At 60.2% G+C, this 24,867-nt stretch carries 15 protein-coding genes; 12 read left to right on the forward strand and 3 right to left on the reverse strand.

Annotated features, from left to right (window positions below; all coding sequences use genetic code 11):
- Nucleotides 1-29: 29 nt before the first annotated feature.
- From AAAV21_RS01505 to ligA, 4 genes are all read left to right on the forward strand, one after another.
- Nucleotides 30-1,367 carry a glutamine synthetase family protein gene (locus AAAV21_RS01505; RefSeq protein ID WP_349106943.1) on the forward strand — a complete coding sequence of 446 codons (1,338 nt, stop codon included), beginning with the start codon at nt 30-32 and terminating at the stop codon, nt 1,365-1,367.
- Nucleotides 1,368-1,417: 50 nt separating this feature from the next.
- Nucleotides 1,418-2,080: a response regulator transcription factor gene (locus AAAV21_RS01510; RefSeq protein ID WP_006234733.1), complete on the forward strand. Its 663-nt coding sequence runs from the start codon at nt 1,418-1,420 to the stop codon at nt 2,078-2,080.
- 209 nt (nt 2,081-2,289) lie between these two features.
- Nucleotides 2,290-3,753: a trypsin-like peptidase domain-containing protein gene (locus AAAV21_RS01515; RefSeq protein ID WP_349106945.1), complete on the forward strand. Its 1,464-nt coding sequence runs from the start codon at nt 2,290-2,292 to the stop codon at nt 3,751-3,753.
- Nucleotides 3,754-4,001: 248 nt separating this feature from the next.
- Nucleotides 4,002-6,230, forward strand: coding sequence for an NAD-dependent DNA ligase LigA (gene ligA, locus AAAV21_RS01520; protein WP_349106947.1), 2,229 nt, complete (start codon nt 4,002-4,004; stop codon nt 6,228-6,230).
- Nucleotides 6,231-6,657: 427 nt separating this feature from the next.
- On the opposite strand, the gene AAAV21_RS01525 is transcribed toward ligA, so the two are convergent.
- From AAAV21_RS01525 to AAAV21_RS01535, 3 genes are all read right to left on the reverse strand, one after another.
- Nucleotides 6,658-7,830 carry a hypothetical protein gene (locus AAAV21_RS01525; RefSeq protein ID WP_147326448.1) on the reverse strand — a complete coding sequence of 391 codons (1,173 nt, stop codon included), beginning with the start codon at nt 7,828-7,830 and terminating at the stop codon, nt 6,658-6,660.
- 108 nt (nt 7,831-7,938) lie between these two features.
- The gene (locus tag AAAV21_RS01530) at nt 7,939-8,769 is read right to left on the reverse strand and encodes a MerR family transcriptional regulator (protein ID WP_117655263.1); all 831 of its coding nucleotides are present in this window, start codon (nt 8,767-8,769) and stop codon (nt 7,939-7,941) included.
- 63 nt (nt 8,770-8,832) lie between these two features.
- Nucleotides 8,833-10,179, reverse strand: coding sequence for an MATE family efflux transporter (locus AAAV21_RS01535; RefSeq protein ID WP_349106949.1), 1,347 nt, complete (start codon nt 10,177-10,179; stop codon nt 8,833-8,835).
- 260 nt (nt 10,180-10,439) lie between these two features.
- On the opposite strand from AAAV21_RS01535, the gene AAAV21_RS01540 reads away from it, so the two are divergent.
- The 8 genes from AAAV21_RS01540 to AAAV21_RS01575 all read left to right on the forward strand — a co-directional run bounded on the left by AAAV21_RS01540 (nt 10,440) and on the right by AAAV21_RS01575 (nt 24,814).
- Nucleotides 10,440-12,269 carry an ABC transporter ATP-binding protein gene (locus AAAV21_RS01540; RefSeq protein ID WP_349106951.1) on the forward strand — a complete coding sequence of 610 codons (1,830 nt, stop codon included), beginning with the start codon at nt 10,440-10,442 and terminating at the stop codon, nt 12,267-12,269.
- Nucleotides 12,262-14,160, forward strand: a complete 1,899-nt coding sequence (locus tag AAAV21_RS01545) for an ABC transporter ATP-binding protein (RefSeq protein WP_349106954.1) — start codon at nt 12,262-12,264, stop codon at nt 14,158-14,160. The genes AAAV21_RS01540 and AAAV21_RS01545 overlap by 8 nt, the downstream gene beginning before the upstream one ends.
- A gap of 246 nt (nt 14,161-14,406) precedes the next feature.
- Nucleotides 14,407-15,462, forward strand: a complete 1,056-nt coding sequence (gene moaA / locus AAAV21_RS01550) for a GTP 3',8-cyclase MoaA (RefSeq protein ID WP_349106956.1) — start codon at nt 14,407-14,409, stop codon at nt 15,460-15,462.
- 4 nt (nt 15,463-15,466) lie between these two features.
- Nucleotides 15,467-16,768: a molybdopterin-guanine dinucleotide biosynthesis protein B gene (mobB, locus tag AAAV21_RS01555; protein WP_349106958.1), complete on the forward strand. Its 1,302-nt coding sequence runs from the start codon at nt 15,467-15,469 to the stop codon at nt 16,766-16,768.
- A 294-nt stretch (nt 16,769-17,062) separates the two neighbouring features.
- On the forward strand, nt 17,063-18,343 hold the full coding sequence (locus AAAV21_RS01560; protein ID WP_349106959.1) for an MFS transporter: 1,281 nt from the start codon (nt 17,063-17,065) through the stop codon (nt 18,341-18,343).
- Nucleotides 18,344-18,564: 221 nt separating this feature from the next.
- Nucleotides 18,565-19,386 carry an HAD family hydrolase gene (locus AAAV21_RS01565; RefSeq protein WP_349106961.1) on the forward strand — a complete coding sequence of 274 codons (822 nt, stop codon included), beginning with the start codon at nt 18,565-18,567 and terminating at the stop codon, nt 19,384-19,386.
- A gap of 537 nt (nt 19,387-19,923) precedes the next feature.
- On the forward strand, nt 19,924-23,151 hold the full coding sequence (locus AAAV21_RS01570; protein WP_349106963.1) for an FctA domain-containing protein: 3,228 nt from the start codon (nt 19,924-19,926) through the stop codon (nt 23,149-23,151).
- Entirely contained in the window at nt 23,144-24,814 is a 1,671-nt protein-coding gene (locus AAAV21_RS01575; RefSeq protein ID WP_349106964.1) for an isopeptide-forming domain-containing fimbrial protein, read from the forward strand. The genes AAAV21_RS01570 and AAAV21_RS01575 overlap by 8 nt, the downstream gene beginning before the upstream one ends.
- The last annotated feature ends 53 nt before the right edge of the window (nt 24,815-24,867 follow it).

Genomic DNA, 24,867 nt, shown 5'->3' on the forward strand with positions numbered 1-24,867 from the left:
GAAACCCGCCCGAAAGAAAGGGGAGCGACATGAACCAGCAGAACATCGATTACGTACTCCGCTCTGTAGAGCAGCGTGACATCCGCTTTGTGCGTCTGTGGTTTGTCGACATTCTCGGCCGCCTCAAGAACTTTGCCATTAGCCCCGAGGACCTCGAGGTTGCTTTTGAGGAGGGTATTGGCTTTGACGGCTCCGCCATCGAGGGCTTTGCCACGCCCGAGGAAGCCGACATGCTGGCGTTCCCCGATGCTTCGACCTTCCAGATCCTGCCGTGGCGTCCGAGCCATAACGGCGTCGCCCGCGTGTTCTGCGATGTGTGCACTCCCGATCGCAAGCCGTTTGCCGGCGACCCGCGCGATGCCCTGCGCCGCATGTTCCGCAAGGCCGAGAAGGCTGGCTATCTGCTCAACGTGGGTGCCGAGCTGGAGTATTACTACTTCCCCGACGAGCACACCCCCGAGCCGCTCGACAACGTGGGCTACTTCGATCTTTCGGTGAGCGATGCCGCCCGCGACCTGCGTCGCAACACGGTCCTCACGCTCGAGAAGATGTCCGTGCCCGTGGAGTACACCTTCCACGCCGCCGGCCGCTCGCAGCACGGCATGAGCTTGCGTCACGCCGAGGCCCTGAGCATGTCCGACGCCGTCACCACGGCCAAGCTCATCATTAAGCAGCAGGCCTACGAGAGCGGTTGCCACGCCTCCTTTATGCCCAAGCCGCTGGCGGGCGAGGACGGCAGCGCTATGTTCTTGTGCCAGTCGCTGTTCGACCACGACGGCAACAACGTCTTTTGGGGCGAGGACGACGAGAAGTACCATCTCTCCGACGTCGCCAAGCACTATATGGCCGGTATCTTGGCGCACGCGCGCGAGATCAGCGCCATCACCAACCCCACGGTCAACTCGTATAAGCGCATCACCACGGGTGGCGACTCCGTGCCGCAGTACGCCACGTGGGGCCTGCGCAACCGCGCGAGTATGGTCCGCATTCCGGTCTACAAGCCCGGCAAGCAGCTGTCCACGCGCATCGAGCTGCGCAGCCCCGACCCCATGGCCAACCCGTACCTGGTCAACGCCGTCACGCTGGCGGCTGGTCTGGACGGCATCGAGCGCAAGCTGGAGCTCCCGCCCGAGGCCACGGCCGAGACGCTCAAGCTTACCGACCGTCAGATGGTCGAGGCCGGCTACGCGCCGCTGCCGCGCTCGCTTAAAGAGGCGCTCGACGTGTTTGAGGACTCGCAGTTTATGAAGGATGCTCTCGGCGAGCACATCCACAGCTTCTTCCTCAAAAAGAAGCGCGACGAGTGGCATAAGTTTGAGTCTACGATCACCGAGTGGGAGATCAAGCACTACCTGGCGAACTCCTAACCGCGCTGGCTTGTTCCAGTACGATTGAGCTCATTTCTTTGGAGGCCGATATGTCCGAAAAGAGTGCCCTGTTCATGGCGCGCACGACGCGCTTCCACGAGTTTGCCCGCAGCCTGACGACCACCCTGGGTGTCGAGGTGAGCCTGGCTACCCCCGATTCGCCGACCGCGGCGCACGACTTTGACCTGCTGATCCTCGATTCCGATGGCATCCGCAGCGACCGCATCGATCAGATTGCCAAGTGGCTTGACGACCGCGGCGGCGTCCCCATGCTGGTGATCGTTGACGACGAGGCGCTCGGTACCCTGCGCCTGCCGAATCACGCGCATGCCGACTTTGTATGCCCCACGGCGACGCCCAACGAGCTCAAGGCTCGCGCGCAGCGCCTGATGGGCGAGGAGGAGACCGTCACCGCCGACGATGTGCTCAACATCGATAACCTCGAGATCAACCTTGCCACCTACCAGGTGACACTCGATAACGAGCCCATCGACCTGACGCTGATGGAGTACTCGCTGCTGAGCTTTTTGGCGACGCACCCCAACCGCGCCTACAGTCGCGAAGTGCTGCTGCACCGCGTGTGGGGCTTTGAGTACTGCGGCGGCACGCGCACCGTCGACGTGCACATTCGACGCATCCGCTCCAAGGTGGGCCCGCAGATCGCGGCACACATCACCACCGTCCGCGGCGTGGGCTATCTGTTTAAGGACTAGATTTCCACCACAAAGGGGACAGGCACCTTTGTGGTGGTTTTGACGCAGGTGCGGGTTCCTTTTTGGGCCTGCAACAGAACTTAAGCCTTCCTAAAAGATTGCGTTCTCATACACTTGCGCCCGCATATTGGGGTACAACTCAACGTGAACAATGATGGCCCACCACGTGTTTGGCGGGCCTTTGGTTATTTGACGAAAGGATCGCAGCTATGAGCGAGAACGATTCCCAGCGTCCCCAGGACGCGGGCAACGCCGGCGAGACTCAGCAGCAGCCGCGCGTGCAGGTGGAGTCGACGCCTGCCGACGGCAACAACATTCCCTACGTACAGGCCTACGACACGCAGACCGGCAAGCCGCTGGGCAGCCAGCAGGTTGTAAACAAGCACACAGTGGTCAAGACCAAGACCAAAAAGCTGCCGATCTTTATTACGGCACTCGCCGGCTGCGCATGTGGTGCCCTGCTGGTCATTGCGCTCATTATGAGCGGCACGCTCAACATCGGCGGCGGCAAGAATGCCGTGACGGCGGGCGCTTCGGGTTCGTCGACGCAAAAGATTACGATTGATTCCGAGGACACCACGCTGGCCGAGGCCGTTTCTGCCAAGGCCCTGCCCTCCGTGGTTTCCATTACCGCCACTTCGAGCGGCAGCCAGAATGGCTCGCTTTCGCAGTCTGCCGATGAGTCGGATAACTCGGGCAGCGTCGGTTCGGGCGTGGTGCTCGATACCGAGGGCCATATCCTCACCAACAACCACGTGGTCGATGGCTATGACCAGTACGTGGTGACCATGGACGACGGCACCACCTACGAGGCCGAGTTCGTGGGCAACGACGCTTCGAGCGACCTGGCCGTCATCAAGCTCAAGGACGCCGACGCCTCCAAGCTCACGCCGATTGAGATCGGTGATTCCTCCAAGCTCAACGTGGGCGAGTGGGTCATGGCGATCGGCTCGCCCTTCGGCAACGAACAGTCTGTCTCCACCGGTATCGTCTCGGCGCTGTATCGCTCCACGGCCATGAGCTCTACCGGCGGCAACACCATCTATGCCAACATGATCCAGACCGATGCCGCCATCAATCCGGGCAACTCCGGCGGCGCGCTCGTCAACGACAATGGCGAGCTTGTGGGTATCAACTCGCTTATCGAGAGCTACTCGGGCTCCAGCTCGGGCGTGGGTTTTGCCATTCCGGTTAACTACGCCAAGAACATTGCCGACCAGATCATCGACGGTAAGACGCCGGTGCATCCGTACATGGGCGCTACGCTTTCGAGCGTCAATGCGCTTAACGCCCGCACCAACAAGTTGAGCACCGATAGCGGCGCGTATGTGGCGAGCGTCGTTGAGGATGGTCCTGCCGCCAAGGCCGGCATTCAGGAGGGCGACGTCATCACCAAGCTGGGCGACGATGAGATTTCGAGCGCCGACGGCCTGATCATCGCGCTGCGCAGCCACGAGGTGGGCGAGAAGGTCGAGATCACGCTCATGCGCGGCAAGGAAGAGAAGAAGGTCACGGTTGAGCTGGGCTCCGACGAGGAGCTGCAGAACCAGCAGCAGAACGACAGCGCGACCGATACCGGCAACGGCGGTATTACCGACGAGCAGCTGCGCCAGTATCTGGAGGAGCTGCTTGGCCAGCAGGGCCAGGGTCAGGGCAACGGCCAGGGTTTCTAACGAACCGTATTGCACATATCGAAGCCAGAGGGGACTGTCCCGCCAACGCGGGACAGTCCCCTCTTTTCTTATTGATCCGTTGGGGACGGGGAAACGGATCATTTAGAAATGGCAAGGGCATGAGTTGATCGCGCGATCCACTCCGGTCTGGCGGCTGCCGATTCGATGCGGTTTGAAAGGGCGATTCGACCCCATTGTGACCGGTGGTACTCTAGTATCCGTTTGAAATCGAGCGAAGGAGTGCCGCAATGGAGCAATCGAGCCTGTTTGGTGACGGTGTAGATATCGATACCAAAACGCCCGCGAGCGAGGATACCGCTGCACCGGCCGATGCCCGTGCCCAGGCGGCGGCGCGTGCGGCCGAGCTGCGCCACGAGCTCGATTACCACGCCTACCGCTACTACATGCTCGATGCGCCCGAGATCACGGATGCCGCCTTCGACAAAATGCTCGTTGAGCTCCAGCAGATCGAGGCCACCTACCCCGACCTGGTGACGCCCGACAGCTATACCCAGCGCGTGGGCGGCTACGTGAGCGAGCAGTTTACGCCGGTCACGCACATGGCACGCATGTATTCCATGGACGATGCCATGGATCTGGACGAGCTCGACGCGTGGCTCCAGCGCACCGAGGATGCGCTCGGAGCCGGTAGCGTCACCTATACCTGCGAGCTTAAGATCGACGGTCTGGGCGTGGCGCTTGCCTACCAAAACGGCACCTTTGTGCGCGCGGCCACACGCGGCGACGGCACCACGGGCGAGGACGTGTCGCTCAACGTGCGTACCATCAAGGATGTGCCCATGCACCTGTCCGAGCCGGCGCTCGCCCACATGGGCGCCGACCGCGAGCGTGCCATCGAAGTACGTGGCGAGGTCTATATGCCCAAGGGCAGCTTTGTGCGTCTGAATGAAGAGGCCGATGCCGAGGGTCGCGACCCCTTCGCCAACCCGCGCAACGCCGCTGCCGGATCGTTGCGCCAGAAGGATCCCAAGGTCACGGCACGCCGCGACCTGGCCACCTTTATCTACGCCATTGCCGATACCGATCCGCTGCACGTCCACAGCCAGCGCGAATTTCTCGACTGGCTGCGCAGCGCCGGCTTCAGCGTCAACCCCAACGTGGCCCGCTGCGCCACGCCGGCTGAGGTTCACGAGTTCTGTGCCCAGGCACTTGAGCACCGCGGTGACCTGGACTACGACATCGACGGCGTAGTCGTAAAGGTCGACAGCTTCCAGCAGCAGCTCGACCTGGGCTTTACCGCTCGCGCACCGCGCTGGGCTATTGCCTTTAAGTTCCCGCCCGAGGAAAAGCAGACCGTCCTGCGCGAGATTCGCATCCAAGTGGGCCGCACCGGTGTGCTCACGCCGGTCGCCGAGTTCGACCCGGTCACGGTTGCCGGCTCTACCATCGCGCGCGCAACGCTGCACAACATCGACGAGATCCGTCGCAAGAACGTGCGCGAGGGCGACACTATCATCGTGCACAAGGCGGGCGACGTAATCCCCGAGGTCGTGGGCCCGGTGCTCGACAAGCGCCCGGCCGATTCGGTCGACTGGCACATGCCCGAGGTCTGCCCCGTGTGCGGCAGCCCCGTGGTTCACGAGGATGGCGAGGTGGCCTACCGCTGCGTGTCCATCGACTGCCCCGCACAGCTCAAGGAGCGCCTGCTCCACTGGGTGAGCCGCGGCTGCATGGACGTCGACGGCCTGGGCGACGAGATTGTCGACAAGATGATCGCCGCTGGCCTGATCCACGATGTCGCGGACTTCTACCAGCTCACGGTCGACGACATCGCCGGCCTGGACACGGGGCGCGTGTACGCCAGCTCCAACAGCAAAAAGGGCGTTAAGAAGGGCGATCCCATTCCGGTAGGCCTTAAGACGGCCGAGAAAATCATCGCCGAGCTCAACAAGTCCAAGAGCCAGCCACTCGGGCGTGTGCTGTTTGCCCTGGGCATCCGTCATGTGGGCAAGAGCGTGGGCGAGGTCATCGCCGAGCGATTCCTGTCGATTGACAAGCTCATCTTGGCGAGCGAAGAGGATATTGCCGAGTGCGAGGGCATCGGTCCCAAGATTGCGGCGAGCGTCAAACAGTTCCTGGCCGTGCCCGAAAACCTCGCCGTGCTGGAGCGCTTGCGCCAGGCTGGTCTGTCGCTTGAGGTCGACTTGGGCGCCGCGCACGCGCAAGCCGCAGCCGACGCTGGGGTGGCGGGCGAGCTTGCCGACGCACAGCCGCTTGCGGGTCTGACCTTTGTGCTCACCGGCACGCTCGTCAATCGCACGCGCGACGAGGCGGGTGCGGCGCTCAAGGTGCTCGGCGCCAAGGTTTCGGGTAGCGTGTCAAAGAAGACGAGCTATCTGGTCGCCGGCCCCAAAGCGGGCTCCAAGCTCACCAAGGCCGAGCAGCTGGGCGTGCCCGTGCTGGACGAGGCGGCACTTGAACAGATTTTGGCGACGGGTAGGGTCCCGGAGGCATAATGATTTGTTGAGGAACTGCGCAGAGGCTCAGTTCCTCAACATCTCCTTATAGTGTTTGCCTGTTCAATTTCGATATCGTTTCCCTCGTATGATCCAGATGCGTCTACCGAGTCAAAGCGTGAGTAGGAAACTCTTGTCCCAACTTTGATTTGGGAAAGCTTGTCTTTGATTCGGCCAGATGAGGGGAATGTAATCCGGGTTTGCTTTCCAGCGTCGGTGTAGCGGGGACTGTTGTCTGTTTGGATTACGAGTTCCGTTCCCTCAATAGAATGAACGCTGCCGGCTCCAAAGACAAGGTAATCATCTCCTCCGCTATAGCGGGCTCTATCTGTGCATGAAGAAACGGATGCAAACATAGCGAAAATCACCAATATCGTAACCAGGGCAAAGGCCGTGGTGCCATAGCATTTTGATGGTGCCATCCGGTCTACCAAAAGACTGTTCCGTTCAATTTGACCATATTGGGCGTTGCATAGTTAATCGCTCGGGGATAAGTGTTCCATCCGTCGAATACTTCGAGCCACTGCAGTTCGATGCCAGAGCTTCCATTACGCCCAGTAAAATAGCCAGTTACCGTGACTGTATGACCTGATAGCTCGACGGATCCTTCACTGTTTCGGCTGTTGATCCACATATGATACAAGCCGATATTCCCTTGATCGATAGTTGCTCTGTACTGAGCGAATTGAGGCTGATAACCGAAAAATTGAGTATTAAGTGCTCTACCCTTTTGAGCGGCAAGACTTTTAAACGGAACAATTCCATCTGGGATGATCGTTCTTCCGTACTCGACGCCCTGATCATTGGTCTTATACGTTGTTGTGCCAGTGACGTTCCATATTTCTTTATAATAATCGGGATTAAATTGATTAGCGTTTGAACTGGTGAGACCGTAATGCATTGATACAGCGTACAAGGCAGAAACGACGCATGCATACTTATTAGTGCGGGCTTCAACTAATGATTCCGAGACTCCTCGGAACGGTATTCCGTTTAAATCGTCTATTTGGAAATGCAACATCAAGTCATCTTCATTGATAATGACTGCATCCCATGAAGTTGGGTTATTGCTTTGAGGTGCTATACCCTTTTCGGTGACAATCGGGACAGACCGTATATTGTTATAGTTGGTTACACAGTCTCTAGTTCCTGGCACCAAAGTTCCATATTCAATATCGTTGTACGAAATTAGTACGGTTGGGTTTGTGGCCTGTTGGCCGGAATAAGTTGAAATGGCGTTTGATAGAGAAGCTGAAATCGGAAGAATGGTATCGCCGAGGGTTATCTCCTTCAGAAGCCCAGGATATGATGCGTCAAGTATTAAATAACCGTAAGGGCTTCCTTCCCTTGTGACACTGATTTCATAGCCACAGATAAGGCCGATTTGTTGGCATACGGGAACGATTTGCTCGATCTCTAAGTTCGCGGATCCGTCGACGATGGGCAACAGGGAAAGCGCGTAGTCTTGTGCTAGGTCTGATGTAAAAGCGACGGATGAGTTTGAGTCGGCAGCGAATACTCTTGTTGGGCGTGACGCGGATAAGCCAATGATCGAGGCTAGGCCGAGAAGAAACGAGCGACGTGATTGAACTCTGGGCATAATGTCTCCTGCCTATGGGGGGCAATATGCTGTCATTTTATTTGCTACAAAATACAATCTAATTCGGATTAAGGTAAATGGATGGAATTGCTCGATAAATGGTAGTGATTAGCGGACCGGTATCGCGATCCTCGTCACATACGCTCCCGGATCGTCGCTGATGATGTCGTCGATGAGGGCGATTTCGCGCGAGGGACCGGCGGGGGACAGGTCGCGCTCGTGCATGTAATCGAGTAAGCGCTCATAGCGCGGGGCCGCCTGACCGTGCGTGCCGCGGAAGCTGACCGTCAGACACCGCGCGGCGGGACGTACTTCGACATCGCCCAGGTAATCGTCCGTGTCATCCAGCAGCAGAAAAACCTCGTCGTAGCCATCAAAGTCGCCGGCGGCAAGGCGTTCGGGCGCGATCCCGACGCCCAAGTTGCCCAGAAAGACAAAGGTCTCGTGCTGACCCTTCTGCAGCTGACGAATCTGCCATTCCAGCGCATATGCGTCGGTAGGGTTGACGCGTTCGCTCAGCACGGCGCAGTGAAGCTCGGGCGCATCGATTGTGCAAATGGTATCGAGCTCGGTGTTTAGGGCATCGTGCAGCAGGGCAAGTCGGTTATCGATCTTGCGCGACACGCGCTCCAGCTCGCTGCGCTTGCGCTCGATGAGCTCCTGCTGCTGAGCCAGCTGCCGCTGCATGAGGTTCACATCGCGCGTTGTCACAAACTCGCGGATTTGTGCGAGCGGCAAGTTGAGAACACGCAGGTGGCTGATGGTGTTGAGGGTGGAGAGCTGCCGCGATCCGTAGTAGCGGTACCCACTCGTCGGATCGACATATGCCGGTTCCAATAGCCCCATCTGTTCGTAATGGCGCAGTGTGCCCACGCTCAAATTGAGCAAGCGCGCCACCTCGCCAATGCGGAGCAGGCCCTCGGTGTGTTCGCTTGGCATGTCGGTCACAGGACCGCTCCTTTCGGTAAAACAGGGGAGAGGCGCTAGGCCTGCGTTGCCCCGCTACGCCATCAGCTTGTCAAAAGTTCCGCGGCGGTTGAGCACGGTAAATGCAATCACGCAGATGGCCGCCGACAGAATCGACCCGCACGGCGAGGCGATACCCATGGGGAACAGCGTGTCGGAATAGGCGTTCGACAGCAGCCATGCGCCGGGTACGCGAATGAGCGCCACGGCCAGCACGTTGTGCGCAAAGCCGATGTAGCTCTTGCCGTACGCAGCGAAAAAGCCGCTAAAGCAAATGTGGATGCCGGCAAAAATCGCATCGAAAATGTAGCTGCGCATATAGCCGGTGCCGGCGGTGACCACTGCAGCGTCCTTGGCAAAAAAGCCGATAAACGCCGGCGCCACCAGCCACATCAGCACCGTGATCAGGCAGCCGTACACCGCCGAGATGGTCATGGCGTCCTTGAGTACCTGACGCGCGCGGTCACCCTTGCCCGCGCCGGCGTTTTGCGCCGTGAGCGCGCTGACGGTAGCGCCCATGGAACTCGGCACGATAAACAAAAAGCTGATCATCTTTTCGACCAAGCCTACGGCGGCGGCGTCGACCAGACCGCGGTGGTTGGCGATGACGGTGATGAACATAAACGCCACCTGGATGCAGCCGTCCTGCACGGCCACGGGCACACCGATCTTAAGAATGCTGCCGAGCATCTCGGGCTGGGGGCGCAGGTCGCTGCGCTTGAGGTGAATGTGCGTACGGCGGCTCTTGAGCCACACAAGCGCGAGGGCCACGCTCGCCGTCTGTGCGATAACCGTGCCGAGTGCGGCGCCTACGGGGCCGAGCCCCATGTGGCCGATAAACAGAAAGTCGAGCGCGATGTTGATGATGCACGCCACGCCAATCACGTACATGGGCGAGCGCGAATCGCCCAGCCCGCGAAAGATGGCCGAGAGGATGTTGTATGCGGCGATAAAGGGAATGCCGACAAAGCAGATGCGCAGGTAGGCGGCAGTGCCTTCGACGGCTTCGGCGGGAGTGCCAATGAGCGCCACAATCTGCGGACACAGTGCGAGCAGGACAGCGGCCAGCACCACCGAGACACCCATAAAGAGCGTGATGGTGTTGCCGATGGCGGTCTCGGCTCGGTCAAACCGGCGCGAGCCCACGGCGTGGCCGACGATGACCGTCGTTCCCATGGCCAGGCCCACGAGCGTTACGGTAATGATATAGAGCGTCTGCGCGCCATTGCCCACGGCGGTGATGCCGGCGGCGCCGCTAAACTGCCCCATCATGTACAGGTCGGCCATGCCGTAGAGCATCTGCAAAAAGTACGAGAGCATATAGGGCAGGGCAAAGACCGCGATGGTCTTGAGGACATTGCCGCGTGTGAGGTCGTGTTCCATGGGCGGGGCTTTCTGGCTGGGTTCGTTTTGCTACCAGTGTAGTGAAAACCCTACAACGATTGTAGAGTCAAGGTTTATGTTGGCAGCGGGGCGAAAAAAGTCGCGCTCGCGTTCATTTCCAATTGAATACAGAGATGCACCTTGCGAGCTTAGCGCCTGCACTAGCCTTGCAGAAATCGATTTCGGAACACTTGACACCGCCGCACGGCGCGCCATAATACGTGGGTTTGCGAACAACGTTTGATGGGGGATGAACCTGCGTGCGCAATCTCAAGATTCTGTTTTCCTATCTGGGGGCATACCGCCGCGATGCCATACTCGGCGTGCTCTTTGTGACGGCCGAAACGGCGCTCGAGCTGTTTATCCCGGTCATCATGGCAAATATCATCGACGTGGGCGTGCCCGCGGGCGACATCAACTACATGCTGTTGCAGGGCACGTATATGTTGGCATGCGCCGCATGTTCGCTGGTACTTGGCTTGGGCTATGCACGCACGTCTGCTCGCGTCGCCTCGGGGCTGGGCGCTAACCTGCGCGAGGCCGAGTATCGTAAGATCCAGACGCTCGCTTTTGGCAATCTGGACAACTACGACGCCAGCTCGCTGGTCACTCGCATGACCACCGATATCACTGTTATTCAGAACGCTATCGGCAATGGCTTTCGCCCCATGGTGCGCGGCCCCGTGACGCTCATCGTCGGCTTGGTCTATGCGCTGGCGCTGTCGCGTCCGCTCGCCACCGTTTTCGCGATCATCCTGCCTGTGCTGGCGATCGTACTGGGCGTTATCACCTATCGCGTCAGTCCGCTCTACCGCCAGCTGCAGACCTCGATGGACCATCTCAACGGTGTGGTGCAGGAAGACCTCACCGCCGTGCGCGCCGTCAAGGCGTACGTGCGCGCCGAGCACGAGGAGGCCAAGTTCGATGCCGTCAATACCGAGCTTGCGCATACGGCGACGAAGACCTTTGGCAACGCTGTGCTCAACCTGCCGGTGTTTCAGCTGTCGATGTACGTGGCGGCGCTTTCCATTCTGTGGATCGGCGGGCGCATGATTCTTGCCGGCGAGCTCGGCGTGGGCTCGCTCACGGGCTTTATGAGCTATGTGCTGCTGATCATGAACTCGCTCATGATGATCTCCAACGTGTTTTTGCTGCTCACGCGCGCACTTGCCAGCGTGGAGCGCATCTCGCGGGTGCTCGACGAGCGTTCGCTTATTCAAGCGCCCGACGCTGCCGCTGCCGTGCACGAGGTGGCCGACGGAGGCATCGAGTTTCGCGACGTGTCGTTTAAGTACCGCGCGGATGCTGCCGAGGATGTGCTCGAGCATATTGACCTTTGCATTGAGGCGGGCTCCACGGTGGGCGTGCTCGGCGGCACGGGCTCGGGCAAGAGTTCGCTTGTGCAGCTGATCGCGCGCCTGTACGACGCCACCGAAGGCGCCGTACTCGTGGGCGGGCGCGATGTGCGCGATTACGACCTGGTTGCCCTGCGCGACGCCGTGGGTATCGTGCTGCAAAAGAACGTGCTGTTTACGGGTACCGTGCGCGAGAACCTGCAGTGGGGCGCGCCCGATGCCACCGACGAGGAGCTCCTGCGTGCCTGCCGGGCGGCGTGCGTGGACGAGTTCCTTGATCGCATCGGCGGGCTGGACGGCGAGTTGGGCCAAGGCGGTGCCGGTGTCTCGGGCGGACAAAAACAGCGTCTGTGCATCGCGCGTACGTTGCTCAAACATCCGCGTGTGCTCATCTTTGACGATTCGACCAGCGCGGTCGATATGGCGACCGACGCCAAGATCCGCGAGCATATAGCTCGGATTCCCAACACGACGGTGATTGTCATCGCCCAGCGCATCGCGAGTGTCATGGATGCCGATCGCATTGTGGTGTTGGACGACGGTCGTGTCCACGGCGTGGGCACGCACGAGGAACTGCTGGCGGGCGACAACATCTACCAGGAGATTTATGCCTCGCAGATGGAGTTTGCGGGGAACGCAGACACCGGCGACGGCTGCGACGATGGCTGCGCGAACGATCCGTTTTCCTCCGTCCCCAGCGAATCGCCCTTGGAAGGGGGTGAGCGCCATGCCTAAGACCGCAGCCCAAGCACGCCCGGCCGATCTCAAGCGCACTGTGCGCCGCTTGCTTTCCTACATGGGGCATGCCAAGTTCTCGTTGCTCGCGGTGGGCGTGCTCGCCTCCGTCGCCGCCATCGCGAGCCTCGCCGGCACCTACATGGTGCGCCCCATCGTTAACGGTTTGGCCACGGGCGGGGAGGAACTGCTTGCCAAGCAGGTCATCCTGACGGCGATCATCTACGCCGCGGGCGTGCTCTCGGCCCTGGGTTACTCGCAGATTATGGTGCGCGCGGCCCAGCGCGTGGTTTCCGATATCCGCCGCGACCTGTTCGCGCACATCCAGACGCTGCCGCTCAGTTATTTTGACAGCACGCGCTCGGGCGACATCATGAGCTTTTTCACCAACGACGTCGACACCGTCTCCGAGGCGCTCAACAACAGCTTTGCCAACGTGATCCAGGCGACCATCCAGATGGTCGGCACCACGGCTATGCTCATCATCCTCAACTGGCAGCTCACGATTATCACACTCGTGTGCGACGTGGCCATTGTGCTGTGCGCACGCTACTCGGGCGCGCGTTCTAAGCGTTTCTTTGCCGCCCAGCAGGCGTCGCTGGGCGATTTGGACGGATACGTCGAGGAGATGGTCTCGGGTCAAAAGGTCATCAAGGTCTTTAATCACGAACAGGCCAACGTGGCTGGTTTTGACGTGCGCAACCAAGAGCTGCGCCGCACCGGTGGTGCCGCGCAGGCCTACGCCAACTCCATGGTGCCCATGACCGTCGTGATTGGCTACGTCAACTACGCCATCGTCGCCGTGGCGGGCGGCATGCTCTGCATCAAGGGGCTCGCCGACGTGGGCGCGCTCGCGAGCTATCTGGTCTTTGTACGCCAGGCGGCTATGCCCATCAACCAGTTTACGCAGCTCGGCAACTTCTTGCTCAACGCGTTGGCCGGTGCCGAGCGCCTGTTTGCCGCCATGGATCTTGAGCCCGAGGTGGACGAGGGCTGCGTGGAGCTGGTGCAGACGGGCGACGCCGCGTGGGCATGGAAGATTCCCGAGGGCCAGGGCGTGGGCGCGTACGGGCACCTGCATGATGTGGCTGCCGTTGATGAGTCGGGCCGTGCGGTGGCTGCCGACGGTACCGAGCTCACGTGCGGCTTGGTCCCGCTTGCCGGCGACGTGCGCTTCCATGCCGTGAACTTTTCCTACGTGCCGGGCACCCGTGTGCTCACGGACCTCAACCTGTTTGCCAAGCCGGGGCAAAAGATCGCGTTTGTGGGCTCGACGGGCGCCGGAAAGACGACCATCACCAACCTCATCAACCGCTTCTACGAGGTCGATGACGGCGAGATCACGTACGACGGCATCGACGTCAAGCACATTGCCAAGGCCAGCCTGCGCGGATCGCTCGGCATTGTGCTGCAGGACACGCACCTGTTTAGCGGCACCATTGCGCAGAACATCCGCTTTGGCAAGCTCGACGCGACCGACGAGGAAGTGCGCGCCGCTGCCGAGGCCGCCTGCGCGGATTCGTTTATCCGCCGCCTGCCTAGAGGCTACGACACGCCGGTCACGGCCGACGGCGCCAACCTGTCGCAGGGCCAGCGCCAGCTGCTCGCCATTGCGCGCGTGGCCGTCGCCGATCCGCCGGTGCTCATCCTGGACGAGGCCACGAGCTCCATCGACACGCGTACCGAAAAGCTTATCGAGCGCGGTATGGACCGCATCATGCGCGGCCGCACCACGTTTATGATCGCGCACCGCCTGTCCACCGTCCGCGACGCCGATGCCATCATGGTCCTCGAACACGGCCGCATCATCGAGCGCGGCGCGCACGAAGAGCTGCTCGCCCAGCACGGCGAGTACTGGCAGCTGGCGCATGGCTTAAAAGAGTTGGATTAACCCGTTCGAGCACGATGCTTTGGCCCCTCCGTGCCCCTCACCTCGCCTCAGGCCATCACAACATTCGACGCTTTTTGCCAAAATCGGGAAAAGCATCGAATGTTGTGACGGTTTGTGTGTTGAGGATGGGCTTGGAAAGTCCGTTTTGCTCGAAGCGACCTGTCCTGTCGTACGGGTGTCGGCATGATTCTCCCGTGGGGTATTATGTTTTCCGAAGAATAAAACGCCGCGTGAGGGGAGGGCTGCGTGGGCGGGCACGTGCAACATGACGGTTTTGGCCGCGACATCAACTATCTGCGCATTGCCGTTACCGACAAGTGCAATTTCCGCTGCATCTATTGCATGCCGGCCGATGGCGTGGCGCCCCGTGCACACGACGAGCTGCTCAGTGCCGAGGAAATCGCCCGCTTTGTGCGCCTGGTGGCGGGGGAGGGCATTCGCCGCGTGCGCCTGACGGGCGGCGAGCCGCTGGTCAGCCGCCGTATCATTCCGCTCATTCGCGACATCCGCGCGATCCCGCAGATCGAGGACATCTCACTCACCACCAACGGCGCTCTGCTGCCCAAGCTAGCGCCGCAGCTCAAAGATGCCGGGCTTAACCGCGTCAACATTTCGCTCGACACACTCGACTCCGTGCTGTTTGGAAAGATCACCCGACTGGGCCGGCTCGAGCAAACCTTGGCCGGTATCGACGCGGCGCTGGCCTGGGGCTTTGAGCCCGTCAAGGTCAACTGCGTTGTTGTACGCCGGCTCAACCAGGATGCGGCGGCCCTCGCACGACTGACCGTCGACCGCCCCATCCACCTGCGCTTTATCGAATACATGCCCATCGGCGACGAGCGTACGAGCTCGCATTGCGCCGTGGATCCTCATGCGCCCACGCTCAATCCTGGGCTGTGGGATGAGAGTGACACCGTGCCGAGCGACGAGCTGCGGGCGCGCATCAATGCCGAGGCCGCCGCGACGGGGCTGGGCGAGCTCGAGCCGCTTGACATCAACGACGCTCCTGCCGGCGCGGGCCCTGCGCGCTACTGGCACTTTCCGGGCGCGGCGGGAACGGTTGGCTTCATCAGTGCCATGTCCAATCATTTTTGCGCGAATTGCAACCGTCTGCGCCTGACGGCCGATGGCAACGTGCGTCCGTGCCTGTTCAGCGATGCCGAGTATTCGGTGCGTGAGGCGCTGCGCTGCGGTGATGATATGCAGGTACTTTCGATTTGGCGCGATGCCGTGGCCCACAAACCGCAGGAACACGCGATAATTGAGGGCACGCAACGATTTATGTCCCAAATCGGAGGATGATCATATGGCCAAGAGCAGGTACGCCGATGCCACCAAGGCCGCTCGCAGGGCCGCGATGTCTGCCCACAAAGCCGCGGCTGCGGCGAATGCTGGCAACGCCGACGCGTCCGCGCAGCCGACTTCCAGCGCTGCATCCGAGCCCGCCCGTGACGCCCGTCGCGACGAGCTGACTCACGTGGACGCCAAGGGCGAGGTACGCATGGTCGACGTGTCCGACAAGGCCGAGACGCATCGCATCGCCATCGCCGAGGGTACGATCCTCATGCACCCCGAGACACAGGCCATGGTGCTGCGGGATGGCGCCAAAAAGGGCGACGTGCTTGCTTGCGCGCGGGTGGCAGGCATCATGGCCATCAAACGCACGAGCGACATTATCCCCATGTGCCATCCGTTGCTCATTACCAAGAGTAAGTGCGATATCGAGCCTATTGCGCCTGCGGGGACGCCGGCCGAGGACGTGCCCGAGGGCTGGGCGCTGGCGCGCGCGGACGGGCAGGTTGGCTTTCACGTACTGGTTACGGCGGGCGTGACGGGCAAGACGGGTATTGAGATGGAGGCCCTGACTGGAGCGAGTGCTGCGTGCCTTACGATCTATGACATGTGCAAAGCGGTCGATCGCGGCATGGAGATCGTCGACGTGCGCCTGCTGCACAAGGAGGGCGGCCGCTCGGGCGTGTGGGATCGTGCCGAGCGTCAGGCCGCTACTGTTGAGGCCGTGGCTGCTGACGGTGCCGCGCCCGCGAGCGCACCTGTCGCCGTCGTGCCCGCAGCTCCGACGCCGGCCGTCCCCGCGATTGCGTTTATCGGCTACCAAAACTCGGGCAAGACCACGCTCGTCGAGAAGGTTATCGCCGAGCTCACCCGCCGCGGCCTGCGCGTGGGTTCGCTCAAGCATCATGGGCACCACGGCTTTGATATCGACGTGCCCGCTAAGGATACGTGGCGCCATCACCAGGCCGGATCCAAGCACGTGGGCCTTATCTGCGCCACACGCTGGGCCGAGTACGCCGACACGCTCGAGGAGGACGAGATGCCCGCACGCGAGCTGCTGTCGCGCTACAACGATGTCGACGTGGTGATCATCGAGGGCTACAAGACCGAGGGCTTCGACAACATCGTCGTCGCGCGCTCCGGTGTCGACCGTCTGCGCGGCAAGAGCTCGCTCGACCTGGTCGACGGTCACACGCTGGCCCTTGCCTGCAACGAGGCCCTGGCACGCCAGGCCTTCGACGCCGGCTTTGCGACCCGAGCCATCAACATCAACGACGCCCGAGCCATCTGCGACCTGATCCAAGACCATCTTTAAGGCTCGACGCCGGCTCGCTGCGCTGCCATAACATGCCAAAAAGGGACAGGTTTATTTTGGCAGGTTTTATCTGGGCAAACGCCATTTCCACCACAAAGGGGCCAGGCACCTTTGTGGTGGTTTTTTCTTTGGTAGATATTTGGGACATGCCTTAAAATCTACCAAGTAGTTCGTGCTGGGCGAAAAACGGAGAAAAGGGGTTTGATGCGTCCTTAATGTTTCATGCGGATAGATTGATTTGACAGACGGTGGCGAATGCCCGCCGTCCGCATTCGTATGAAACAAGGAGTCTCCATGCTCGCCTCTCTTTTCTCAAAGCCTCAATCATCGCTGTCCGTGCAGGCCAAGCGCCTGGTGGCAATGCGCTTCCTCATCTACACCGGGTTTCAGACCAGTTATTTTATCGGCGTCATCGGAACGCTTACCTATGCGGACGATGCCTCAGTCGTCGCGACATCGCTGGCCGTCCTGTTCATGAACGTTTTCGTGATCCTGGGATCCTTTGCGGGTGGCGCGGAGCTCGACGCCCGGGGTCCGCGCCACCATTTCTTGCTGAGCACCATCGGCGCTCTCGCAACTGGCACGGCAATCATCGCCTTTGGTAGCGCGACCGGCGTCGTCCTGCTCGGCGCGGTGTTTCTGGGCTTTGTGATGGGATTCGCCCAGCCCATCGCCACGTCCTATCCGGCCTACCTCACCGACGATCCTGTCGAGCTCAAAGACATCAACTCCGCCATCGCCATGTTTTCAAACGTGAGTATCATCGTTGGCCCCACGCTGGGCGGCTTTGTCGCGGCGGCTGCGTCGTCGCGCGCGGTCTTCGTGCTCATGATGCTCTTTACCGTGCTGGCGTTCATCGCCGGCTGGGGCTTTAGGCCGCAGACCAGCCATGTCGCCGGGCATGCGGATGCCGATTCGGCAGAGGAAGGGGAGCGTGCGGGACGAAGCTCCAACCCCAGCACGTCCGCCCGCGCCACCTTCGCAGCCAGCATCAAGACAGTCTTCACCAACAGCGTCCTCGCGCTACTTTTCTGCATCATTTTTCTTTCGAACTTTGGCTACGGAGCCTTCGATCCGCTGGAGTCGTTTTTCTATCGCGATGTCCTGCACGTCGGCGTTGAGTGGATGGGCTGGCTCTCGTCGGCCTCGGGCGTGGGCGCGGTGCTGGGTGCCGTGCTCGCGCTCCGCTTGTCACCGCACCTGGTCAACCTTAAAACACTGCTCGTGGCGCTCGTGTCCGTGGGCCTGGGAAGTCTGCTCTATGTGGGGACGCCGTACGTGGGCGTGGCCCTTGTTGGTCAGATCGCCCTGGGCATTGCTTGGGGTGTCGTCAACCCGCTCCACAACACCATTGTGCAGACGACGGCACCGCTCGAGCAGCTTGGCCGTGTGAACTCGGTCATGGGCTTTGGCAACATGTTCGCCGGCGTGGCGCCGCTGGCGATTGCCCCGTGGCTGGCGGCGACATTTGGCGTGCAGCAGACGCTCGTGGGGGCTGGCATGGTCGTGACGGCGGTTCCCGCGGCGTTGTTGCTATTTGGACGCCGGCATTTGGAACGTGCCGTAAACCGGTAAGAAATAGGTAAGAAACCATCACAACATTCGGTAAAAATCGCGATTTTGCCGAAAAACGTCGAATGTTGTGATGGTTTGGCCCGCAAACGCCGCAACCGCCACAAAGGGGCCAGGCACCTTTGTGGCGGTTTTGCACCAAAGCGCCCCGTGCATGCCTTGGTATACCATGTACGCCGTTCGCGAATACGCCCCACACCGCCGCACAACCCAGAAAGGCTCCCATGGACACCACCTTCAGCCACATCAAAGCCGTGTTCTGCGATATCGACGGTACGCTGCTCACGAGCCAGCACACGGTGTCCCCGCGCACCGTGGCGGCGATTCGCGCCCTGCGCGAGCGCGGCGTGCTCTTTGGCCTGTGCACCGGGCGCGACGCCCACGCGACCGAGGCCATGTACGAGCTCTGGGGCATCGAAGGCCTGGTGGACGTGCTGGTGGGCTGCGGCGGCGCCGAGGTCATCGACCGCGCGCACAACATCAACGAGCTGAGCTATCCGCTGCCGGGCGAGACCATCGCGCGTATCTGCAAGCACATGGCGGACCTTCCGGCAACGCCCGTCTGCCCCCGAGACGGCGTGTTCTACGTGCCCGAGAGCAACGCGTGCGTCGAGCACCTGTCGCGCGTCGACGGCGTGCCCTACCAGGTGGTCGATTTTGCCGAGTTTTTGCGCGAGCCGCAGCCCAAGGTGATGTTTACCATGGCGCCCGAGGTAATGCCGCGGGTGATTGAGCGGGCGTCGACGTTTGCCGATAACACTGTTAAGGCGGCGGCTCTGCAAACCACGCAGCGGCTCTACGAGTTCATGGATCCGCGCGTGTCCAAGACGCGCGGCCTTGTGCGCGTAGCGGAGCTCAACGACATGGAGCTCCAGGACATCTGCGTGTTTGGCGATGCCGACAACGACACCTGCATGGTGGCTGACGCCGGCGTGGGTGTGGCCATGGCAAATGGCAGCGATGCCACCCGCGCCGCCGCCGATTTTGTAACCGCCAGCAACGACGAAGACGGCATCGCGATCTTTATCGAGGAACATCTGCTGTAGCGCGGGGGCAGCCACAAAGAGGGCAGAGCGCCTTTGTGGTGGTTTTCCAAGCGTCCCAACAGTCGATTGTTGGGACGCTTTTTTGTAGCGAGGAGATTTGCAGCCGGTAACATGCGATGTCATTCAAGTGTCGATGTATGAACATGTGATACACACGCTGGTCGTGCAGTAATTGACCAATTAGCTCATAACTAATATTTGCAGGTAGATATACTGCCATTCACGGCGCAATTTTGACCGTTCACAGATTGAGCGGGTTAAAACAAAATGTTGTACAAACAATGGTAAAGTGTCATTTATCTAGATTTGCTAACAGGTTTACCAGCGTCTTTCCGAAATTAAACCCTCGAAAAACAATGCACAGTTTGAATAATTGTCAAGAAGTTAAGGCAACGCGAAGCAGAACTGACATTGTTAGGCTTGCGTTGTTTAAACAAATAGTAATAATATGCATATCGAGCGCGAGCAATTATAGGTTGCGCGCCCAAGTTTGATGGTGAAAGAGCAAGATCGCGGTCTCTTGGGGAGGAGACATCGATGAAAGCGAATTCGGACAAATCTAAGCAGAGTAATAAAGCGACGCGCCGTGTACTGGCAGGTGTTTTGTGCGGAGCCTCCGTTTTGAGCCTGATACTGTCGCTCGTCATGCCCCCGATCTCGCAGGCCATTGCCAACGATGTCCAGACGGTTTCTGCCGAGGAAACTGTGATGGGGGGGGGTTCCTCAAGTGAGTCTACTGATGTAGACAACACCAACAACGGGGATACCGAAAGGCAGGATAACAACGACGTCAAGAATGACGAAGCCTCTGGCGACGCTGGTGCGGCGAGCCTGTTGTCCGATGACGCAGGGGTTGAGGATGCTGTACAGCCTGCGGATGACAGTGCTAATGATGAGGGCGATATTGCTCTAGCTGTGGAAGACGCGGACGGATATACGCAGATTAATACAGCGCAGGACCTCTGCAATTACCTTCAAAATGATAAAAAAACCGGCAAGTTTCGCTTGAATGCCGATGTCGAGTATGCAAGTGACATTACGTTGGGCGCAGGTGAGGTGACCTTAGATTTAAATGGTCACAAGATTAAGCATAATGGCACCGAATCAGGTCGCAATAACATGTCCATGTTCAATGTGCCTGCGGGCGCGACGTTCACGATTGAGGATTTGAATCCGGGAGTCGACAGTGAGTGCAAGCAGGACTTCGACAAATACGGGAATCTTGCTACGCTCGATTACGACGGCAACGGTATGCCCAGCAAGCTCACGTACTACGTGACCAAGTCAACTCCGAATGGCACTGCTACCACTGAGACGCTCTACAAGCACGAGGTCAGCATCAGCGGCGCCATCGTGGGCACCACTAAAAGCTCCACGATGAAGCTCATAAACGTCTATGCGGGCGGTACGTTTAATCTCACAAGCGGTACGCTCACGCAGGCAAAGGGTTGCAACGTCGGCAACCTCATCTATGCCGAGAACGGCTCTACTGTCTACATGAGTGGCGGATACGTTTGTGGTGCTTCTATGGGCAGCAGTGGCGCTGGTGCTGGAATTCATGTTGAGGGCTCAACCCTGGTGATCTCTGACGGCGTAATCGCTGGTAACTATGCCCCCAGTGGCGGCGGCGTTTATGCCATGAATTCTACGGTAAACATGGTTGGCGGTATTATCTCCGGTAACGGTACAAATAATGATCAAAGCGGTTATGGCGCGGGAATTTGTGCTGAGAACTCTAATGTGACCATTACGGATGGTTACATTACTAACAACAAATATCAGCACTACGATGAAGGACACAAGGGTAACGGTTGTCACGGTGGCGGCGGCATTGCTGCCTTTAGCAACGTACAAGGACAGAGAAAAGGCAGTCTGGTTATTAGCGGCGGCTACATCACGGGCAACTACTCTGCCGAGGCTGGCGGCGGCGTTTATGCTGGCGTTTGGAATCAAGCTCTTTCCGGGTTTACGTTTTCTGGTGGAATCATCGCCAGCAATGTGGCGCAAAACTCAGAGGGTGGCGGTATCCGTATCACTGCGCCTACTGAGAGCGTGTTCAACGTTCCTATTGGCACTAAGGCATATATCACCAACAACAAAACCAATACAGACAACGACTGGGGCGGCGGTGGCGTATTCGTCCAGGGCGGCGGCGACAACAACGTTCAGCCGGCAAGCCTCAAGATATATAACGCTCTGATTACCAAGAATGATGCCCAGGGCTTTGGCGGCGGCTTTGCCGCCTGCCCGACCGGCAAGACGGCGATTACCGACACCAATGGTATTGCGATTTTTGGCAACACTGACGCAAACGGTACGCATCGATCGCAAGGCACCCACGCCAAGACCGATGACGCGGATACAAGCAAAGGCGGCGAAATAACTGAAGACTTTATAAAAGCCGGTCACCAGGATCTTTTTCTTATTCGCGATAGTGCTAACGCTGAATCGCTGCCGTATATCGCTGCCGTAACAGGTCAGATGCTTGGTGGCGGAGCTGCTAACTGGTCGGGCACGATCGACAATACACGAACGTCTATCGGCAAGTACGAGGGCGCCCAAGCTAAGTACATGATTGGCCTAAGGTCCGACTCGTCCGGTGATGATCAAAATGTCGCTATAGGGCGGGCTTCGTTATATATCACAGGCAACAAATCCAACGTCCACGGTGGCGGAATCATGACCAACGGCGACGTAATCGCTGGCTCCACCACGCAGGTGAGCGTGTATCCCAGTATGAAGCTCAACGGCACTAAGGCACTGACGGGCCGCGCGCTTCGTCCGGAAGAATTCAAGTTCCAGCTGTTGAAGCAGGGTGCGAGTGGTGCCCCTTTCTTTGACGCCGATGGCAAATTGCAGCGCAATGGCTGCACAAGAGTTGGCGATGGGGTCACGAACAACGCTGACGGTAGCTTTGCCTTTGATTTAGGCAGGGTCTACTCCGATGACCCGGTTGTCTACTACCTAGTTGAGGATCCCGGTGACAGGCCCGTTTCTGGTGTGACATACGACAAGACTATCTACAAGATTGAGTTTGAAACAACGGTGGCCCAGACACAGAAGGTGCTGGACATTACTTACACCTACTACTCGGTTGGAAAAGTAAAGGTCACTAATCTCGCCAAAGGGGACTCGATGGAGGTTACCCCGCACGATGGCAGTAATGTGTCCGTCAATCTCACGAACAATAAGACCTTTACTAATGCATACACAGCCAAGGGCTCTTGGACGCCTCAGGTGACCAAGAAGGTCGTCGGCGGCGAGATGAAAAAGTTCAAGTTCGAGCTGTATACCAAGGATGGCAGCGGGGAAAAGGTGCTTGATAAAAAGTGGACCGCTGATGACTCGAACAGCTCGAAGACGGTGAAGTTCGACAATCAGAAACTCGAAGTCAGCGACTTCAACGACGGTAAAGCAACGTTCACCTACTATATTCGTGAATGCGCCGCCAGTGAGGGCGATGGCACCAAACACGAGGGCTACACCAACGACACCAAGATTTTCAAGGTCGTGGTGACGGCAGCGGACAAGGGTGACGGCACGCTGACCTGCACGCCGACCTACTACGAGGTCGACGCCAACAACACGGAACAGGAGACCGATAACCCCACCTTCACCAACACCTACTCCACCTCTTTGCCCCTTTCTGGTATGTCGGGCGTAACTCTGACGTACCTTGCCGGCGCGGCGATGCTTTGCGTCGCTGCAGCCTGGATGCACATTCGTCGCAAGGCGAATGCGAAGGGAGGTGAGCGTCGTGAATAAGAAAGTTTGCTCCTTCCCGATCTTGTTTGCGCTGCTTGCCCTCCTGATCGGCACCTGCGCGGTTGTGTTCCCCGCATCCGCGCAGGCCGCGCCGACCTCGACCGGTTCCATCACGGTGAGCGGCACCGTGGCGCGCAGCTACGACGCCTACCAGATCTTTAGCGCCAACGTCGTCGACGGCGACAGCGACGCCAAGATCGCCACCGACCTCGCCTGGGCAAGCGACGCCGCGCGCGACGCCGTCCTGCCCGTGCTACACAGCGCCGGCATGCCCAATTCCCAGACCACCGCGCAGGAAGCTGCCGAGTGGCTCAACGCCGATTCCCACCTTGCGGGCGCGCTGAGCGCACAGCTCGCTCGTTCCCTCCAGAGCTCTGGCGCCGTGTCCGTGGCCCTTAACGCGGGCACGGCGGCCGAGCTGCCCTGCGGCTACTGGCTCATCGTCGCCGACGACGACGCCATCGCCCAGGGCGAGGCCGGCACCGCGCCGGTCATGGCCCTGGTCGGTGGCAGCGCCGTCACCGTCAAGCCCAAGGCCGCCACTCCCAAGGTGGCCAAGCACGTGCTGGAGGACAGCACCGCCGCCTGGCAGAAGGCCGCCGACGCCACGGTCGCCGACGACCTGTACTGGCGCCTCTCGGCCACGGTCCCGGCGGGACTCGCGGCCTACGACACCTACGCGGTGCGGTTCGTCGACACCATGAGCGCGGGGCTCGACCCCTCCAAGGTGGCCGCGAGCATGCGCGTGTACGTGGCGGCGGGCGCGGACGGTGGCTTTGACGCCGTCCAGACCGGTAAGGACGGCCGCGCCGGCACCGAGCCCACGAAGGGCTGGACCGATATCACGACCCAGTGTGCCACCAAGGTAGCGGTCGACGGCAACACCTTCACCGTGCGCACCGGCGACCTGATCGCCGCGCTCGGCGGGGCCGACGCCTTCGCCGCGGGCGCCCGCGTGGTCGCCGTGTACAATGCGCCGCTCAACAGCGCGTGCAACCACGGCATCGCGAAGGGCAACCCCAACGAGGTCTACCTGCGCTACCCGCGCTCTCCCTTTGCCGACCAGTCCGGCGACGCCGGTTTCACCCGCACGCCGAGCGACGACGCGTGCGCCTACACCTGGGACCTCGCGCTCACCAAGCGCGGCAGCGACGGCGACAAGCCGCTTGCCGGGGCGGTCCTGAGCATCGCCGACGACCGCGGTCGTACGCTGGCGGCCGACGGCACGTGGGATGCGGAGGGCAAGGTCACCGTCACCACGGGCGAGGATGGCCGCGTGACCGTCTCGGGCGTGGACTCGGGCAAGCTGGAGGTCCGCGAGCTCAAGGCGCCCAAGGGCTACACCGCCTTTGAGGGCACGCGCTCCGTGACGGTCAAGGCCGAGGGCCTGGACGTCGACCAGGTGGCCGCCACCAAGCCCAAGCTCACCATCACGGCCGAGTCGCCCCTGCGCGCCGACAGCGCGGACGGGTTGACGGGCAGCCTGGAGGCGTCGCTCATCAACACGCCCACCGGCACACCCCCTAGCATTACCACCGGAGGCTTTATGCCCTCGACTGGCGATATGGCAATGTACGCCGCGGCCGCCGCAGCGGTCGCCGGAGCCGCGCTCATCGTGGTCGCGCTCTTGGTCAAGCGGGGAGGTGGCAGCCATAAAGAGTAGCTGGCAGCCCCACAGAGAGCGGGGCGAGACGTAGCGAAGTAGATGCTAAGACA

Origin of the sequence: Collinsella sp. CLA-AA-H302, assembly GCF_040093305.1 — a bacterium.
GTDB lineage: Bacteria > Actinomycetota > Coriobacteriia > Coriobacteriales > Coriobacteriaceae > Collinsella.

Coding starts and splice junctions, on each gene's coding strand:
- AAAV21_RS01525 (WP_147326448.1), bottom strand. CDS start 7,830: ATGCCCAGAGTTCAATCACGTCGCTCGTTTCTTCTCGGCCTAGCCTCG.
- AAAV21_RS01515 (WP_349106945.1), top strand. CDS start 2,290: ATGAGCGAGAACGATTCCCAGCGTCCCCAGGACGCGGGCAACGCCGGC.
- AAAV21_RS01570 (WP_349106963.1), top strand. CDS start 19,924: ATGAAAGCGAATTCGGACAAATCTAAGCAGAGTAATAAAGCGACGCGC.
- AAAV21_RS01535 (WP_349106949.1), bottom strand. CDS start 10,179: ATGGAACACGACCTCACACGCGGCAATGTCCTCAAGACCATCGCGGTC.
- AAAV21_RS01565 (WP_349106961.1), top strand. CDS start 18,565: ATGGACACCACCTTCAGCCACATCAAAGCCGTGTTCTGCGATATCGAC.
- AAAV21_RS01545 (WP_349106954.1), top strand. CDS start 12,262: ATGCCTAAGACCGCAGCCCAAGCACGCCCGGCCGATCTCAAGCGCACT.
- AAAV21_RS01505 (WP_349106943.1), top strand. CDS start 30: ATGAACCAGCAGAACATCGATTACGTACTCCGCTCTGTAGAGCAGCGT.
- ligA (WP_349106947.1), top strand. CDS start 4,002: ATGGAGCAATCGAGCCTGTTTGGTGACGGTGTAGATATCGATACCAAA.
- mobB (WP_349106958.1), top strand. CDS start 15,467: ATGGCCAAGAGCAGGTACGCCGATGCCACCAAGGCCGCTCGCAGGGCC.
- AAAV21_RS01510 (WP_006234733.1), top strand. CDS start 1,418: ATGTCCGAAAAGAGTGCCCTGTTCATGGCGCGCACGACGCGCTTCCAC.
- AAAV21_RS01530 (WP_117655263.1), bottom strand. CDS start 8,769: ATGCCAAGCGAACACACCGAGGGCCTGCTCCGCATTGGCGAGGTGGCG.
- AAAV21_RS01560 (WP_349106959.1), top strand. CDS start 17,063: ATGCTCGCCTCTCTTTTCTCAAAGCCTCAATCATCGCTGTCCGTGCAG.